The sequence below is a fragment of the Rhodococcus sp. RCBS9 genome, assembly GCF_029457415.1.
Lineage (GTDB): Bacteria > Actinomycetota > Actinomycetes > Mycobacteriales > Mycobacteriaceae > Rhodococcus_F > Rhodococcus_F qingshengii.
The window spans coordinates 4,690,525-4,708,032 of the sequence record NZ_CP120422.1 but is presented as its reverse complement, the minus strand read 5'-3'; the positions used below and the strand labels follow the sequence as shown (position 1 = coordinate 4,708,032).

Annotated in this window: 13 protein-coding genes; 7 read left to right on the top strand and 6 right to left on the bottom strand. The window is 64.2% G+C overall.

Annotated features, from left to right (window positions below; all coding sequences use genetic code 11):
* Nucleotides 1–5: 5 nt before the first annotated feature.
* The 3 genes from P0M12_RS22040 to P0M12_RS22030 all read left to right on the top strand — a co-directional run bounded on the left by P0M12_RS22040 (nucleotide 6) and on the right by P0M12_RS22030 (nucleotide 3,493).
* Nucleotides 6–704 carry a response regulator transcription factor gene (locus P0M12_RS22040; protein WP_277376816.1) on the top strand — a complete coding sequence of 233 codons (699 nt, stop codon included), beginning with the start codon at nucleotides 6–8 and terminating at the stop codon, nucleotides 702–704.
* Nucleotides 701–2,095, top strand: coding sequence for a HAMP domain-containing sensor histidine kinase (locus P0M12_RS22035; protein WP_277376815.1), 1,395 nt, complete (start codon nucleotides 701–703; stop codon nucleotides 2,093–2,095). Before P0M12_RS22040 ends, P0M12_RS22035 begins: the two co-directional genes overlap by 4 nt.
* A 189-nt stretch (nucleotides 2,096–2,284) precedes the next feature.
* A complete protein-coding gene (locus tag P0M12_RS22030; protein WP_083057657.1) occupies nucleotides 2,285–3,493 on the top strand; it encodes an MFS transporter in 1,209 nt (402 codons plus the stop codon).
* Here P0M12_RS22030 and P0M12_RS22025 read toward each other — a convergent pair.
* From P0M12_RS22025 to P0M12_RS22015, 3 genes are read right to left on the bottom strand one after another with little or no spacing between them, the layout of a single operon-like run.
* Nucleotides 3,490–4,944: an MFS transporter gene (locus P0M12_RS22025; protein ID WP_042449833.1), complete on the bottom strand. Its 1,455-nt coding sequence runs from the start codon at nucleotides 4,942–4,944 to the stop codon at nucleotides 3,490–3,492. The two genes, P0M12_RS22030 and P0M12_RS22025, sit on opposite strands and share 4 nt — an antisense overlap.
* 49 nt (nucleotides 4,945–4,993) lie before the next feature.
* On the bottom strand, nucleotides 4,994–5,653 hold the full coding sequence (locus P0M12_RS22020) for a response regulator transcription factor (RefSeq protein WP_003940972.1): 660 nt from the start codon (nucleotides 5,651–5,653) through the stop codon (nucleotides 4,994–4,996).
* The gene (locus P0M12_RS22015; RefSeq protein WP_037125680.1) at nucleotides 5,650–6,930 is read right to left on the bottom strand and encodes an ATP-binding protein; all 1,281 of its coding nucleotides are present in this window, start codon (nucleotides 6,928–6,930) and stop codon (nucleotides 5,650–5,652) included. The genes P0M12_RS22020 and P0M12_RS22015 overlap by 4 nt, the downstream gene beginning before the upstream one ends.
* 236 nt (nucleotides 6,931–7,166) lie before the next feature.
* Here P0M12_RS22015 and P0M12_RS22010 point away from each other — a divergent pair, with 236 nt between their 5' ends.
* Nucleotides 7,167–8,552 (top strand): PspC domain-containing protein, encoded by a 1,386-nt coding sequence (locus P0M12_RS22010; RefSeq protein WP_030535126.1) that lies wholly within the window; start codon nucleotides 7,167–7,169, stop codon nucleotides 8,550–8,552.
* Entirely contained in the window at nucleotides 8,549–8,782 is a 234-nt protein-coding gene (locus P0M12_RS22005) for a hypothetical protein (protein WP_003940832.1), read from the top strand. The genes P0M12_RS22010 and P0M12_RS22005 overlap by 4 nt, the downstream gene beginning before the upstream one ends.
* 55 nt (nucleotides 8,783–8,837) lie before the next feature.
* Here the strand turns inward: P0M12_RS22005 and guaA are convergent, their stop codons facing one another.
* Nucleotides 8,838–10,409 carry a glutamine-hydrolyzing GMP synthase gene (gene guaA / locus P0M12_RS22000; protein ID WP_030535127.1) on the bottom strand — a complete coding sequence of 524 codons (1,572 nt, stop codon included), beginning with the start codon at nucleotides 10,407–10,409 and terminating at the stop codon, nucleotides 8,838–8,840.
* Nucleotides 10,410–10,776: 367 nt separating this feature from the next.
* Between guaA and P0M12_RS21995 the strand changes: the two genes are divergently transcribed.
* On the top strand, nucleotides 10,777–12,546 hold the full coding sequence (locus tag P0M12_RS21995; RefSeq protein ID WP_081557615.1) for an Ig-like domain-containing protein: 1,770 nt from the start codon (nucleotides 10,777–10,779) through the stop codon (nucleotides 12,544–12,546).
* 51 nt (nucleotides 12,547–12,597) lie between these two features.
* Nucleotides 12,598–14,355, top strand: a complete 1,758-nt coding sequence (locus P0M12_RS21990; protein ID WP_003940813.1) for an Ig-like domain-containing protein — start codon at nucleotides 12,598–12,600, stop codon at nucleotides 14,353–14,355.
* A 69-nt stretch (nucleotides 14,356–14,424) separates the two neighbouring features.
* On the opposite strand, the gene P0M12_RS21985 is transcribed toward P0M12_RS21990, so the two are convergent.
* A complete protein-coding gene (locus P0M12_RS21985; protein ID WP_003940689.1) occupies nucleotides 14,425–16,179 on the bottom strand; it encodes a GMC family oxidoreductase in 1,755 nt (584 codons plus the stop codon).
* A gap of 173 nt (nucleotides 16,180–16,352) precedes the next feature.
* Nucleotides 16,353–17,492 carry a GuaB3 family IMP dehydrogenase-related protein gene (locus P0M12_RS21980; protein WP_003940976.1) on the bottom strand — a complete coding sequence of 380 codons (1,140 nt, stop codon included), beginning with the start codon at nucleotides 17,490–17,492 and terminating at the stop codon, nucleotides 16,353–16,355.
* Nucleotides 17,493–17,508 lie beyond the last annotated feature (16 nt).

Here is a 17,508-nt window from a genome sequence, read left to right as displayed (position 1 = left end):
AGCTCATGGTGAGCATTCTTTTCATAGAAGACGATCCAGCCGTGGCCGAGGCAATCACGTTGGGACTGAACCGACTCGGGCACGACGTCAGCCATCGCCCCGACGGTAACGGTGATTTCGACGACGCCCTGGGTGCCACGGACCTCGTCCTACTCGACCTCGGGCTGCCGGGTGCCGACGGTTACGAGATCTGCCGACGTATCCGCACCCGAAGTTCGACCCCGATCATCATTCTGACCGCTCGGTCCGACGACATCGACACCGTCGCCGGCCTGGAAGCCGGTGCCGACGACTACGTCGTCAAACCGGCCAGTCCGCGCGTCCTCGACGCTCGTATCAAAGCCGTCGTGCGGCGCTCGGCACCGGCAACGACGCGCCCGGATGCGACGCCGGGTGCAGAGACGTTCGGCGACCTGGAATTGGATCGGTCGTCGCTGCAGGTCCGCAAGGCCGGGATGCTGCTGACCCTCACCCCGACCGAACTCCGACTGATCCTGGCGCTGACCGAGAACCCCGGACAGGTCCTGAGCCGCCGACAGTTGTTGTCCGCAGCCTGGGACCAGGAGTATCTGGGTGATTCCAGAATCGTCGATGCAGCAGTGCAGCGGCTGCGCGGAAAGATCGAGGACGACCCGGCCGCACCGACCGTCATCGAAACGGTGCGCGGGTTCGGGTATCGCTTCAACACCAGCCCAGCCCGATGAGACCGACCTGGCTTCAGGTCGACGGTCTGCGAACCAGGCTCGTGCTCGTGTTCATCGCAATCGTCGTGATCATCGCCGGGGCAACCGCGGGTGTCGTCTCGTTCATGGCGCGGTCGTGGATCTATTCCAACGCTCAGGATGTCGCGACCGCACAATTTCGCGACGAACTGCAATACGTCAACGGAACACCGGTAGACGAGTTGACGCCTGCCAACCTCCAACAGATCTTCCAGTCCGACATGACGCTGATCGTCGACGGCGAAGTCATCCGTCAAGGATCCGTGGATGCGGCGACCATTCCGCCCAGCTTCGACGAAGGTTTGGACAGTCCGAAGCTGATCCGTTTCGAGAGGCTCGACTCCCAGCGCATCATGTTGGGAATGTCCGTCAATGTCGTGGACATGAGCGCGGACGACAGCTACGACAACGAGACATTGGTCAAAGCCGTCACCATCCGGCCGCTGGTAGGAGTGCAGGACAAGTTCGACGACCTGCTTCGAGCTGTCGGCCTCACCCTCGCCGCCGGTGTGTTGGTGAGCGGACTACTCGGGCTGTGGATCGCGTCGACGCTTGTCCGTCCGCTCAAACGCCTGGACCAGGCGGCCGCCCGTGCTGCCGACGGCGACCTCAGCGTCCGACTCCCCGAAGACGGAGTAGCCGAACTCGCCCAGGTCACAACAACGTTCAACAACATGGTCGCTCGCAACGAAGCGGTCATCCGCGGTCTGGAAGAATCGGAAGAGCAGTCGAGAAGGTTTGTCGCAGACGTCTCCCACGAGCTCCGGACGCCGCTCGCAGCACTGGTGCCGGTCAGTGAGATCCTCCGTGAAGAGATCCCCAATCTTCCGCCCGACGCCGCCGCTGCCGCGCGCATCGTGAGCAGTGAGATCGGCAAGCTCACTCGACTTGTCGAAGACCTCATCGAAATGTCTCGCCACGACTCTCAGCAAGCGCACCTCGTCCTCGACGACGTCGACCTCGTCGAATTGACCGAGCGCACACTCGAGAGCCGCGGATGGACAGATACCGTCGAACTGCGCGCACCCGAAAGTGTCAGCGCCAGAGTCGATTCGCGTCGGATCGACATTGTCGTCGCCAACCTCGTCGGCAATGCACTGCGCCACGGAGCGCCCCCGGTTCGCGTCGAGTTGAGCGTCGAATCCGGTTTCTCCGTCATCACCGTCGTCGACCACGGCCCCGGCATCTCACCCGAAGACCGGCAGGCGATCTTTCGGCGGTTCTACAAGGTCGACACCGCGCGCGGACGCAGCGAGGGCAGCGGACTCGGACTCTCGCTCGCCGTCGAGAACGTGCACCTGCACGGCGGCACCATCGGCGTCGACCAGGTGGATGGTCGCACGGTCTTCACGGTTCGCCTGCCCCGTCGCTGACCCCTTCCCGAGCGAACGTACCTTTCGGCGCACCCAAGGCGATCGTCGTACCGTTCGCTCGAAAAGGGGTGGGCACTTCGCACCCTGAACCGTCCGCGTTTAACCAAATAATGGGATTCTGGTTTCAACATGTGAAACCACGGGAGTAGCGTCGGCATCGTCGAACAGCGCAGAGATCGGAGGGGCACCATGACGCAGGCGTCGCGGCTGGAAAAGACGGCCGTCTCCCCGAAGGCGTGGACGATGCTCGGAATCGGCGTCGCAGCCCAGGCCGCAGGCACTGTCTTCGTCAGCACCCCCGCCTTTTTGATCCCGCTGCTGCATTCCGCGCACGGCCTCTCGTTGACGCAGGCCGGAACTCTGGCCGCTGCACCCACTTTCGGCATGGTTCTCACGCTGGTGGCGTGGGGAGCCATGGCTGACAGATTCGGCGAGAAATGGGTCATCTCCATCGGGCTCGGCCTGACGGCGATCGCCGCGCTGGCCGCGACCACCACCGACAACTACACCCTCCTCGGGATCGCATTTCTGCTGGGCGGAATGGCTGCGGCGAGCACCAACGCTGCCAGTGGACGTGTTGTGGTCGGCTGGTTTCCCAAGGATCGGCGCGGCCTCGCGATGGGAATCCGGCAGATGTCACAGCCCCTGGGCGTGACCATCGCGTCGCTGACCATCCCGACTCTCGCTGCGAACGTAGGAATCGGTTCGGCTGTCGGACTGTCGGTAGCTCTCAACGGCGTTCTCGCCCTGATCTGCGCCGTCGCATTGATCAATCCCCCGCGGCCGGCGGCGCGGCCCACAGACATCCCGGTCGAAACGGTAAATCCTTATCGCTCGAACTGGTTCCTGTGGCGCATTCACGTCGTCTCGGCACTGCTGGTGTTTCCGCAGTTCACCCTCTCGACATTCGGTCTGGTCTGGCTGATCAGCGAGCAAGGATGGGACGCTGCGCCCGCTGGGCTCCTGATCGGGATCTCCCAGTTCGTGGGTGCACTCGGACGCATCGTTGTCGGCATCTGGAGTGATCGCGCCGGAAGCAGAGTAGGCCCGCTGCGGTTGGTTGCCGTCTCCGCGTCTGCGGTCATGTTGGCAATGGCGGCAGCCGGCGCAGCGCCTTGGGGCGTTCCCGCCTTGATCCTGCTGCTGGCAACCACTATCAGCGTCGCCGACAACGGTTTGGCATTCACTTCCGTGGCCGAAGCTGCCGGGCCGAAATGGCAAGGAAAAGCATTGGGCGCACAGAACACCGGGCAGTTCATTGCCGCGTCAGCAGTGGGCCCGGTGGTCGGTGCGCTGATCGGCGCGGTCGGCTACCCGCTCGCCTTCGCGATAGTCGCGGCATTTCCCGCCGCAGCAATTCCCTTGGTGCCCAGCCGCGATCGCGACATCAGCGTCTAGTCCCTCATCGGATTCGGTTGCACTGCGGGTCCCGTCAGATCACAATGCGGCTTGCAGGCAACCGAATCCGCTTCCTGAACAGGCTCTACTGTCGGAGTTCGGATCAGCGTCGCGGCGATCGCTGCACCGACCAACAGCAGTGCCACACAGATGTACATCGCGTACCGGAACCCGTCGGAGAAACTCGTCGGATCGACCAGACTTTCGGCGTCGATACCCACGAGGGCAGGCAAGGCCGCGACGGCAAGAAGTTGGCTCGTGCGAGCAACGGCATTGTTCACACCGGATGCGATTCCGGACTGCTCCACCGGTACCGAACCAAGCACCGCGGCGGTCAACGGCGCGACCATCACCGCCAGGCCGAGCCCGAACACCAGAACTCCCGGCAGCACGACGGTCAGGTACGACGCATCCGGGCCGATCCGCGTCATCAACACCAACCCCACCGCGGCAACGGCGGGCCCGACCGTCATCGGCAAACGCGGTCCGTGCGTCTGCGCGTAACTGCCCGCGCGCGAAGACAACAGCAGCAATGCCAAGGTGATCGGTACCGTTGCGACGCCGGCAGCCACCGGCGAGTACCCGGCAACCAATTGCAGTTGCAGCACGAGCAGGAAGAACACACCGCCCAGCGCCGCATAGACCGCAAGGGTCACCAGATTGGCCGCGACGAACATCCGCGAGCGGAACAGGGACGGCGGCACAAGGGCACTCGGTGAGCGTCGTTCCACCACAACGAACAGGCAGAGCGCAATCACTCCGATCAGCCCGACTATCGGGTTGACCTCGATCAGCCCGTACGTCAGTGCGCCGAGACCGACTACTGCGCAGGCAGATCCGACCACGTCCAGGTGCTCGGGCGGATGCGGGTCGCGGCTCTCCGGTACATGGCGCACCGCTGCCCACACCACGACGATCGCCAGCGGGATATTGAGCAGGAATACCGATCGCCATCCCGCCACTTCCACCAGCCAACCACCGAAAAGCGGTCCGATGGCGCCGGCAACACCACCTAAACCCGACCACAATCCGATTGCCGCGCCGCGGTCCTCCTCACGAAGTGACGCGGAGATGATGGCAAGGCTGCCAGGTGTCAAGAGCGCAGCTCCCACTCCCTGCAGGATTCGTGCAATCACCAGAAACGTGATGTCCGGTGCAATTCCGCAGAGCAACGACGCGACCGCGAACCAGACCGTCCCCCACACGAATACCCGTCGCCGACCCCAACGATCACCGAGGGCTCCCCCGAGCAGAATCAGCGACGCCAAGGCCAAGGTGTAACCGCTGAGCGTCCACTGCAGTCCGGCGACACCGGAACCCAGTTCTTCACCGATGTGAGGAAGAGCAATGTTGACGACGGTGCCGTCGAGGAGAGCCATGCTCGAGCCGAGAACGGTGGCGGCGACAACCCAACGCCCACGCTTCGACGCGAGCGCCAGTGGTTCCGTCATCGGTCCATGGTGCGCCTTCGCACGCAATCGCGAAAGAGCGCGCGGGAATTCAGTCGATCTGGCGGCGATGTGCCCAACGCGTCAACGCATTGCGATTGGACTGCTGAGTCTTTCGCAGGACGTTCGATGCGTGAGTCTCGACCGTCTTCACGGAAATCACCAGGTCCTCGGCGATTTCACGGTAGGTGTACCCACGTGCCAGCAATCTGAGCACTTCGAGTTCTCGCGGAGTCAGCGAGTCGAGTTCCGGATCGAGTTGCGGCTCGGGTGCGTTGGAACGCCCGGTGAAGGAGTCCAGTACGAAGCCTGCCAGGCGAGGCCCGAACACTGCGTCACCACCGGCAACGCGTCGTACACCCTCGGCCAGTTCGGATCCCGAGATCGTCTTGGTCACGTACCCGCGCGCACCGCCGCGGATCACCGCGATCACGTCCTCGGCCGCATCGGAAACGCTGAGCGCCAAGCACACCGGGCCGGAATCGATTCCGCGCAGAACTGCCACTCCACCACCGTCAGGCATGTGGACATCGAGCAGAACGACATGCGGTTTCGTCGAGTTGATACCCGCGATCGCCTCAGCGACGCCACCGGCTTCACCGACTACGTCCATGTCTGCCTCGCGCGAGAGTTCCGCCCTCACCCCGGAGCGGAACACTGCATGATCGTCGACAAGAAATACGCGGTACGGGGGCGGCGCAAGCGAAGTCACTGGGGCTGTTCCTCGGGGTTGTCGACACGGTCAGCAGTCTGGTCCCACTTTAGAGCAGAGTCACCGAGCGGCATGTGCACGCGGATCTCGGTGCCCTTTCCGATGTCGGATCGAACCACGACGCGGCCACCCCGTCGCTCGATGCGACCACGAATCGACTTGGCCAAACCCTGACGGTCCTCCGGCACCGCATTGACGTCGAATCCGACTCCGCGATCACGAACGAACACACTGACCTGGTCGCCCTCGACCTCGGCGAAAAGATTGATTTCCTTCTCCCCCGAGTGCTTTGCCGAGTTCACGAGAGCTTCACGCGTCGCACCGAGGAGCGCGGTGAACGCTTCCTTGGGCAGACCGTTCTCGACGCCTTCGCCTTCGAGTTGTACGTCGCCGACCGTGACGGGGCGGACCGTGACGCCATGCTGGTCCTCCACTTCACCGGCGATGATCTTCAGACCTTCGGTCAGGCTCGTGTGGTCGATATCCCCGCCGCTGAACAACCACTTGCGCAGCTCACGTTCCTGACCACGGGCCAGGCGCGCCACCTCTTGCGGATTGTCGGACTGCTTCTGAATCAGCGCCAACGTCTGAAGTACGGAGTCGTGCAGATGCGAGGCGATCTCTTCACGTTCGTCGTTGCGAATTCGGGCCGCACGCTCGGCGCCGAGAGCCCTCCACATCCGCAGCCACAGCGGCACCGTCAACAAACCGACACCGATCAGCGTCACCACCACGGCCAGCAGGGACGAGCGCAGTGCTTCGAGGTCGACCTGAGCGAGGACGACGACGCCGAGACCCAAGATGATCAAGGTCGCTCCCCCGACCACCCGCGCCCACGTGAGAACGGTAGGCCGCTGCGGCAAGCCGATGACGGTCCGGGGACCGTCGGAGTCGAACTCGCGCCACACCAAAGCGGCACCGATCGCGACGACGAAGAACGGTGCGAGCACCGAACCCGCCGTGCCGCTGAACAGCCAGGACAACGCGGCTGCGCCGCCCAATCCGAGTGCGATCAAGCCGTACGCCCGCTGCCGCTCGGCCGCGGACGGCTTCTGGGTGTCCGTGCCGGCTGAGGTGAAGATCCAGAGGGCGCCGTAAATCACGATGCCGGATCCGGCCATCGCCGCCAGAATCGCGAAGGCGACTCGAACCTTCAGGACGTCGATCCCGAGATGATCGGCGATACCGCCTGCAACACCGGCGACGATGCGACCGCCGGAGCGCCGCTCCAGCTTTCGCAATGGAACACCGCCCGGAATGGGCACACCCTTCTTCATGGGTACGGCATGCACCGGTACCCCGTTGACGGGCGGGCCTCCCGTGAACCCGGGAGCGGGACCGCTCACGAACGGCGGATCTGACAGATATTGCACATAGTCGATACTGGCACGAACCACTCGCAGTCACATCAGGGTCCAACCCTGAATCAGGGCGGCGCCCCTGGCCCCGATCGTCACAAAGATCAGGGTTGGCCCTGATGCGCGGAGGCCGCCCCGGAAGCCAGGATTGATTCATGAACAATCCGACTTTCCAAGAACAGATCCAGGATCTGTGGCGGACCCGCCCCGTGCGTCTGCCGGCACAAGGTCACGTGGCCGGGGTATGCGCCGGAATCGGATACCGGTACGGCATCGACCCCATTCTGGTACGTGTCGCGTTTGTGGCCTCCACTATTTTCGGCGGCTCAGGCATCCTTCTCTACCTCGCCGGGTGGTTGGTGCTCGCCCGCGCCGGTGACGGATCGTCCCCCGCACAGTCGTTGATGGGCCGCGGACACAGCTCCGATTCCAGTACCAAGACCATCGTCTTGTTGGTGGCTCTCGCCATCGCGGCTACGACCGTCGGGCCTGTCGGCGTCGGCCTGGGTGGTTCCGGTCTGATCGGGCTGATTCTGATGGTCGGAGGCCTGTGGCTGCTCTACCAACGAGCGCCGGTCCCGCCTGCACTGCCACAGAGCACGTCACCGTACGTCGGCGCGGGTACCGCGTATCCAGGCACGGGATTCACGCCCGGGCCGTTCACTCCCGGATACTTCGCACCCAATCAGCCGCCCGTGTACACGCCGTACACAAAACTCCCCGACACCTACGTGCCCGAGGAACGGCCGGCCGAACAGTCACCGCAATCTCAGGCCGATCATCCGACGATCAACCTGTCGAAGGACCCGAGCGCTTCAGCCGCCGCCAATCCGACCGAGGTGATCGGCGAGGCCGCCATCACACCGCCCTCCTGGGATCCGCTCGGCGTCGCTCCGTTCGCCTGGGATCTCCCGGACCCGGCAGTCAAAGCCACGCCGCTGCTGCCTTTGCCACCACGTAAGCGTCGCTCGCGATGGACGCTGACAGTGCTCGGACTCGCGATCATCGTCGCCGCCGTCACCGGGGCAGCGGGCGCGGCAACCGGCAACGAGTGGTTCACTCCCGGCCGAGTCGGTGCTGTCGGACTCGCCGTCATCGCGCTCGGCCTGATCCTCGGGGCATTCTTCCGCAAGGGGTACGGCCTGCTGGTCGTCACCGGACCGCTCGTGGGTTTCGTGCTTCTCGCCTCGTTGGTCTACCCGATCGATTTCGACGCCTCGGGTGAGCAAAGATGGACTCCGGCAACCGCTTCCGAGTTGGAGCCGTCGTACTCGGGAGCCTTCGGAAGCTTCACTCTCGACCTCAACGGGGTCAAGTTCACCGAGGACAAGACCATCGACGTCGCGGCGTCGTTCGGTGAGTTCGTCGTCATGGTGCCACCAACCGTCAACGTCAAGAACAGCTGCACCGTCGTCATGGGTGACGGATCAGGTTGCCTCGACGGCGGAATACACCCGGGCCGTGATGTGACACCGGATTCGCCCACACTGACCATCAACGCCAAAGCCACGTTCGGCAGTCTGAAGGTGACGCAATCATGAGCGAATACGACGAGACCACAGAGCACGACGAGACCCGAGAATCCAAGCGCCCCTCGGCACTTCTGCTGATCGCCGGACTGGCCGCACTTCTGGTCAGTGTGTGGGCGTTGGTCGGGCCATTCTCCCTGGCGCCGGCAGCGAACATTCAATTCCGTTGGCTGTTCGTCGGTGCCGCCGTCGTGGCTGGACTACTGCTGGTGATTCTGCCGAATCGGCGCAACCGGAAGTAAAACTGCTGTGCGCCTTTATTAACCGCGGGGGGTTAATAAAGGCGCACAGTTGTTTTTACTCCCACTCGATAGTTCCCGGCGGCTTGCTCGTCACGTCGAGGACTACGCGGTTCACGTCCGCAACCTCGTTGGTGATTCGAGTCGAGATGCGCTCGAGGGTCTCGTACGGCAGACGCGTCCAGTCCGCGGTCATCGCGTCTTCACTCGAGACCGGACGCAGCACGATCGGATGACCGTACGTCCGGCCGTCACCCTGCACGCCCACGCTTCGGACGTCGGCGAGGAGAACTACCGGGCACTGCCAGATGGTTCCGTCCAAGCCTGCAGACGTAAGCTCTTCGCGCGCAATGGAATCTGCATGACGCAGGATCTCGAGGCGATCGCGGGTGACCTCACCGATGATGCGGATACCGAGTCCGGGACCGGGAAACGGCTGGCGTCCGACGATCTCTTCGGGCAGGCCGAGTTCGCGGCCCACTGCACGGACCTCGTCCTTGAACAGCAGACGCAACGGTTCGACCAACTTGAACTGCAGGTCTTCCGGCAGCCCGCCGACATTGTGGTGGCTCTTGATGTTTGCAGTTCCCGTGCCGCCGCCCGACTCCACGACATCCGGGTAGAGCGTGCCCTGGACGAGGAAGTCGACGGTCGCACCGTGAGATGCGTTCTCGCCCAGAACATCACTGACTGCGCCTTCGAAGCTGCGGATGAACTCGCGGCCGATGATCTTGCGCTTGGTCTCGGGATCGGTGACGCCGGCCAGCTCACCGATGAAGGTGTCCGCGGCATCCACGGTGATCAGACGAGCGCCGGTTGCCGCGACAAAATCCTGCTCGACCTGCGTGCGCTCACCGGCTCGCATCAAACCGTGATCGACGAAGACGCATGTCAACCGGTCGCCGATTGCGCGCTGAACCAAAGCCGCAGCGACAGCGGAGTCGACGCCACCGGACAGACCGCAGATGGCGTGTCCGTCTCCGACCTGCTCGCGAACCTGCTCGATCAGCGCATCGGCGATGTTCGACGCCGTCCACGCTGCCGGAATACCGGCAATCTCGTGCAGGAAGCGGCTCAGGACCTGCTGACCGTGCGGGGAATGCAGAACCTCAGGGTGGTACTGCACACCGGCGAGCTTGCGGGCGCGGTCCTCGAACGCCGCGACGGGAGCACCGTCGCTGGTCGCGGTCACCTCGAAGCCGGAAGGCGCTTCGGTGACGGCGTCACCGTGGCTCATCCATACCGGCTGCGTCGAGGGAAGACCGTCGTGGAGCAATCCGCCGGATACCGCGATGTCGGTACGGCCGTATTCGCGGGTACCGGTCTCGGCGACGGTGCCGCCCAGGGCGCCTGCCATTGCCTGGAATCCGTAGCAGATTCCGAAAACCGGAATGTCGTGATCGAACAGTGCGGGATCAAGCTTGGGAGCACCGTCTGCGTAGACACTCGAGGGCCCACCCGAGAGCACAACAGCCAAGGGGTTCTTGGCCACGATCTCCTCGACGGTCGTGGTGTGCGGAATCACCTCCGAGTAGACCTTGGCTTCGCGAACTCGCCGTGCGATCAACTGCGCGTACTGCGCCCCGAAGTCGACGACAAGAACTGGTCTCTGCTGCTCGATATCTGCCACAGGTGCAGTCTAATCGCCGCAGCCAGCGCTTCTGCGCATGCATGGACTCAGCCCGCTACTCGGCCGAGCGAGCGCGAGGTACGTCACTACAAAGGCCTCCCCTCAGAACTGCGCGGCGACCTCGCGCGGATCTAGACCACCGTCCAGGTCAACGGCGCCCCAATCACCCGCACCTTAGCTTCGGCAATCAATTCGGCAGCATCACCGCAGGCCAGAGCCCGAAATGGACGAAGGGTGAATTTTCTGGACGTTTGACCGATTCGCCTGAACCAAACGTCCAGTAAAGGTAATCTCGCCCGTCAAGTGATCAGGATCACGATCGCAAACGGCCGGCGCCGCCGAACGGCGCTCACCTCGAGGAGGACCTGTGCGTCGATTCATACGACGACTCGCCATACCTGTCGCAGCTGTGACGGCTGCCGCCGGACTTCTAGTCCTCGGCACGCCGGCCACTGCTGACGAAGCCCCGCCGACCACTTTCACCGGCACGACCGACAACCTGATCTTCACGAAGAGTGTCATCGGGAACGCGGCAGTTCACCCAGGCGACACCGTCACGTACAAGACCGAGATCAAGCACAACGAAAGCGGCATCGAACGGTCGATCGCAAAGATCCGTGACATCCCGCCCGCAGGATTCGTCCTCGTGCCGGGCAGCGCCAAGGCCACCTACCTGGGTGTGACCAACCGGGCCACGATCACCAACGAATCAGACGGCGGAGTCTCCGCGAAGTGCTCGAGCGGCTGCACCTTCCTGGTCGGTGGATTCGTCGTCAAGAAGAACCAACCCGTCACACTGGAAGCGACCTACACGGTCCCCGTCGGCACAGCATTCGGGACGTACGACAGCGGCATGCTCTTCGACGTCAACGCCTTCAGCACACAGCAGGGCCTCAACCCGATCAACGTCAACGTCCAGGTAGTCGACCCGTCTGTCGCCACCGGAACCACACTGGTTGCACCGGCAACGGCGAAGGTCGGCACGCCGGTCGACCTGACCGCGACAGTTGCGCCGTCCGACGCGAGCGGCACCGTCCAGTTCAAGGACGGCGGCAACGACATCGGCTCACCGGTCCCGGTTTCGGGCGGTAGCGCCACCCTCTCCCACACTTTCGACAGCGTCGGCGCCCACGACATCACCGCCGCGTACAACGCCGGTCCGGGATTCCACAGCTCGACCTCCGGAGTCCAGACCGTCGACGTCTCCGCGGACACCACCACCACGATCTCGGCCCCGAACGCCGCGCTGGTAGGTGACAGCATCACCGTGAGCGCTGTCGTCACACCGGCAAACGCCGTGGGCACGGTGCAGTTCAAAGACGGCGAGACCAACCTCGGCGCACCGGTGGCTGTAGTCAACGGGACGGCTTCCCTGACCCGCAGCTACGACGCTTCGGGCACCCACAGCTTCACCGCAGTGTTCACCGGCGAGGCCGGTTACGGCGATTCCGTCTCCACCGCAACCCAACTCGACGTCAGCGATCCCGACTGGGGAACCACGACCACAGTTGTCGAACCACTCACCGCTGTTGTCGGTGAACCGACCAACCTCTCGGCCACCGTCTCCCCCATCCCGAGCAGCGGAACCGTGACGTTCAAGGTCGACGGCGCCGAGGTCGGTACCGCACCGGTCGGCACGGGTGACGGCGTCGCGATCCTCCCGCATACCTTCGCATCAGCGGGCGCTGCAGCCGTGACGGCAGAGTTCTCCGGCGGAACCGGATTCATCGGCTCCACGTCCACGTCGTTCACTGTGAACGTCACCGATCCCGAACCCGCCCGCGCCGACACCACGACGTCTCTGACCGTCAGCGGCTCGGCTCAGGTCGGAAAGGCATTGCAGCTCAAGGCCACCGTCGCACCCGGAACAGCAAACGGAATGATCCAGTTCAAGTCCGGCACGACGCCCATCGGCGCACCCGTTGCCGTCGTCAACGGCGTCGCGACACTCACGCACACCTTCGACGACGAGGGAACGTTCGGCCTCACTGCCAACTTCGTCGGCGACGCCGGTTGGAAGAACTCCGTCTCCGGCCCGACGGTCGTGCAGGTCGGCACCGCACCGACCGACGGCGGCGGCACCGGAAGCGTGGACACCGGTTCGCTCAGCGGCCTCATCCCGCTCTTCGGAAGCTAGTCCCCCACATCAGCTTTGGACACCACTCCCGTACCCAGCTCAGGAGAATCCATGTTCGTGTACTCCAGACGTCGCATCGCGGCGCCGATCGCCGCCACGGCACTCGCCAGTGGCGTCATCCTCGCGGGAATCCCCGCATCAGCGGCCCCCGTGACAACAACCTTCGGCACGAGTTGCCTGGCAACCCCGTCCGCTGTCGCCGGTCCGACCACGCAGTCACAGTCCGGCTCGGTCATCGTCGACGCACCGGAATCCATCGGCGCCGGTGAAACCTTCGAGGTCACCATCCAACCCGGCCCCATCGCCTTTCCCGGCTCCGCTTCGGGGGCGACCGTCCAGAACGTCTCCCGCATCAAGGTCGACGTCGACGTTCCTGCGAACGCCACCCTGGTGGAAGCCACCATCGTCCCCGGCACTTCGGCGGGGCTCAGCGGTGTAGCGCCGAACATCCTGCGCGTCAACGAGAACGGCAACGTCGATCCCAACGGAACGATTCTGCGCCTCTCCGGAAACAACCAGGTCATCGGAAACAGCCCCAGCTCGAGCATCAACTCCGAGGGCGGCATCGTCGTCAAGGCGACCGGCAAGAACGTCGATGGTTCCAACAATGCCGACGGCTACACGCAGTTCCAGCTCCCCCAGGTCAAGGCAGTTCTCAAGGCCGGCGATTCAGGGGACGTCGCGATGAAGGTACGCACCGGCGGCAGCGCAGGAGCGTGGAACAACGATCGCAACTTCCTCACGTTCCTCCCCAAGGCCACCCTGGTCATCACCGCCTGGGCACCCACGCGATGCACCCCGCGTGACGCCGAGAACGGTCCGCTCAACAGCGGCGCAGGCCCCCTCGCCACGACGCGGATCATCGAGGCGGACAAGGCAACCACCACCACAGTCGTCGGACCGGCCAACGCCAAGAACGGAACTCCCGTCACCCTGTCAGCCAACGTGAGCGGCGGCGCAAACGGTGGAACCGTCCAGTTCTTCGACGGCGACAACCCACTCGAGGACGCCGTGCCGGTAACCGGAGGGTCGGCCAGCATCTCCCCGACCTTCACCGAGGACGGACCGCACTCCATCACCGCGAGCTACAGCGGAGCCCCTGGGTTCCTGGCGTCGACGTCGGCGTCGGCCAAGATCGTGACCGTCACGACCGATGCACCGCCGGACGCCGTGACCACTACCGCCACGGTGTCGCCGTCGACCGCGAAGGTCGGACAGGACGTCAACCTGACTGCCAAGGTCGATCCGCAGGGTACCGGCGGCACCGTCGATTTCATCGTCGACGGCACCGAAACGGTCAGTGCTCCGGTCGGAACCGACGGAGTTGCCGTCGCTCCGTACACCTTCACCTCGACCGGAACGCACAAGGTTGTCGCGAAGTTCACGGGCTCACCAGGATTCGCCCCGTCCGCTGCCCCGGCATTCCCGGTCAGTGTGACGACGCCGGCTCCGGCTGACGTCGAGACGACCACGGTTCTCGACGCTGTCGGAACTGTTCAGAAGAACACCCCGGTGACGCTCAAGGCAACGGTCGATCCGTCCGGCGCCACGGGCAAGGTCCAGTTCAAGGTCGGTGACACCCTCATCGGTGGACCGGTCGACGTGGTCAACGGTGTCGCAACGGTACCGGCGACGTTCTACAACTCCGGGACCTACAGTGTCACCGCCGAATTCGTGGGCGCTTCGGGCTACACGGCCTCCGCATCCGCGCCGCAGACCCTGACCGTCCCCGGCGATACGGACGGCGGGCCCGGAGGCGGGACCGGCAGCCTCGACCTCGGCACTCTGTTCGGGTCGCTAGGAGGCTGACACTCTGAAACAGAGATGGGGCGTGTCGTCGAATCCTCGACGACACGCCCCATCTTCGTTCGCGGCGAACTATCCGGCTGCCGGCTCCGCCGGAACAGCGGTAGCTGTCTTGCCGCCGGTGATCTTCACGATCGGCAGGACCAGCGCGGCCGGGGCCGACGCCGGCACCACAGGCGACTTGGGTGCAATCGGAGCCAAACGCTCGTAGCCGCTGCCCTGGGCGGGACGCAGGTCGGTCTCCCCCTTGTTCGGCCACAGCGAGGCCGAACGCTCGGCCTGAGCGGCAATGGTCAGCGACGGATTCACGCCGAGGTTGGCCGAGACCGCTGCGCCGTCGACGACGCTGAGCGTCGGGTAGCCGTACACGCGGTGGTACGGATCGATGACGCCGTGATCGGAATCCGACGCGATAGCGCAACCGCCGAGGAAGTGCGCCGTCAGTGGAACGTTGAAGATCTCGCCCCACGTGCCGCCCGCGACGCCGTCGATCTTCTCGGCAACTCGACGCGTCGCCTCGTTGCCCTCCGGGATCCACGTCGGGTTCGGCTGACCGTGGCCCTGCTTGCTGGTGACCTTGCGTCGACCGAACAGGCCCTTCTTCGTGTACGTGGTGATGGAGTTGTCGAGGTTCTGCATGACCAACGCGATGATCGTGCGCTCACTCCAGTCCTTGACCGTCAACATGCGCAACATCTGGTACGGATTCTTCGCAACCACACCGAGGAACTTGATCCATCGGGGCGTCTTGCCGCCGCCGTCCGTCATCAAGGTCTGCAACAGGCCCATCGCGTTCGATCCCTTGCCGTAGCGGACCGGCTCGATGTGGGTGTCGCTGCTCGGGTGGAACGACGAGGTGATCGCCACTCCGCGGGTCAGGTCGAGTGCGGGATCGACCTTGTACTTGCCTGCGCCGACAATGGATTCGGAGTTCGTTCGAGTCAGCTCGCCGAGCTTGTCGGAGAGCTTGGGCAGCGCTCCGGTGTCCTTCATGTCGAAGAGCAGATGCTGAGTGCCCCACGTTCCGGCCGCGAGAATGACGTTCGCAGCCGTGTAGGTGCGGCGGTTCTTTCGTCCGAATGCACCGGTTCGCTCGGTGAACACGTCCCACGAACCGTCGCGAGCCTCACGAAGCCCGGACACGGTGGTCATCGGAATGATCTCGGCGCCGGCTGTCTCGGCAAGGCCCAGATAGTTCTTGAGGAGCGTGTTCTTCGCTCCGTGACGGCAGCCCGTCATGCACTCGCCACACTCGATGCAACCGGTGCGCTCGGGTCCGACGCCGCCGAAGTACGGGTCCTTCGCTTTCTTGCCCGGCTCACCGAAGTAGACGCCGACAGGGGTCTGGATGAACGTGTCGCCGACGCCCATGTCGTCGGCGACGGACTTCATGATCTCGTCAGCGGGCGTCATGTGCGGATTCTGCACGACGCCGAGCATCTTCTGAGCCTGCTCGTAGTACGGGGTGAGCTCGCTTCGCCAGTCGGTGATGTGCGCCCACTGCTTGTCCTGGAAGAACGGCTCCGGCGGCTGGTACAGCGTGTTGGCGTAGTTCAACGACCCGCCGCCGACGCCTGCGCCCGCGAGAATGAGGCAGTCGCGCAACAGGTGCACGCGCTGAATGCCGAAGCACCCCAGCTTCGGAGCCCAGAGGAACTTCTTGAGATCCCAACTGGTCTTCGCGAAATCTTCGTCGGCATACCGTCGGCCGGCTTCGATGACGCCGACCTTGTAGCCCTTCTCCACGAGACGAAGCGCGCTCACGCTTCCGCCGAACCCGGATCCGACGATCAGTACGTCGTAGTCCGTTGCCCGTTGCTTGCCCATCAGGACACCTCCACCGTGAACCGTAGTTACCCGCCAGTATGCACCTATCCCTTGTGACTACCACCACAAGGGGCCCCATAAGCGTAACCGCAAGTATCAGGAACGGAAGAAAGTCCTGCACAACGAACTGTGGCCCCGGTTCACGAAGAACCGGGGCCACAGAAAGGTACAAACTACGCGCGGACTGTCAGCCCGACCTTCTGGAACTCCTTGAGATCGGAGTATCCGGCCTTCGCCATCGACCGACGGAGACCACCGACGAAGTTCAGCGAACCGTACGGATCGTCCGAAGGGCCGCTCAGAACCTGGTCCAGACTCGGACGCTCACCATAGGAAACCGGAAGAAGTGCTCCACGCGGAACCGAAGGATGAGCCGCAGCGGACGGCCAGTACCAGCCACCACCCGGCGCCTCGGCGGACACGGCCAGCGGCGTGCCCAGAACGGCAGCGTCGGCACCGCAGGCGATGGCCTTCGCCAAATCACCCGAAGTTGCGATGTCACCGTCGGCGATGACGTGGACGTAGCGTCCACCCGTCTCGTCGAGGTAGTCGCGCCTGGCTGCTGCAGCATCGGCAATGGCCGTGGCCATCGGAACGCCGATGCCCAGGACCTCACCGGTGGTGGTTGCACCCTCGGTAGACCCGTACCCGACGATGACACCGGCAGCGCCGGTACGCATCAGGTGCAGCGCGGTGCGGTGGTCACTGACCCCACCCGCGACAACCGGAACGTCGAGTTCCGAGATGAACGTCTTGAGGTTGAGCGGTTCCTGCTCGGTGTGCACGACGTGCTCGGCCGAGATGATCGTGCCGTGGACGACCAGGAGGTCGATTCCCGCCTTGATCAGCTCCGGCGTCAGTGCGCGCGCATTCTGCGGGCTGACGCGAACGGCAGTGGTGACCCCCGAATCACGGACCTGCGCCACCGCAGCTGCCAGAAGACCGGCCTGCAGCGGAGCCGCATGCAGCTCCTGCAGGTAGCGGATGGCCGCGTCGACGCCACCGTCCTTCTCGGCGATCTCGACGAGACGCCGGAGCTTCTCCTCGACATCGGGGTGACGGCCCCACAGGCCTTCACCGTTGATGACACCGAGGCCGCCGCGCTTACCCAACTCGATCGCGAAAGTCGGCGAGACCAACGCGTCGGTGGGATGTGCGAGGACAGGAATGTCGAACCTGTAAGCGTCGAGCTGCCAAGCAGTCGACACCTCCTTCGACGAACGAGTTCGCCGGGAGGGAACGATGTTCACATCGTCCAACTCGTAGGTACGTCGGGCCGTTCGACCCATGCCGATCTCAACGAGGTCGCGCACGCGCGCCCCTTTCTCG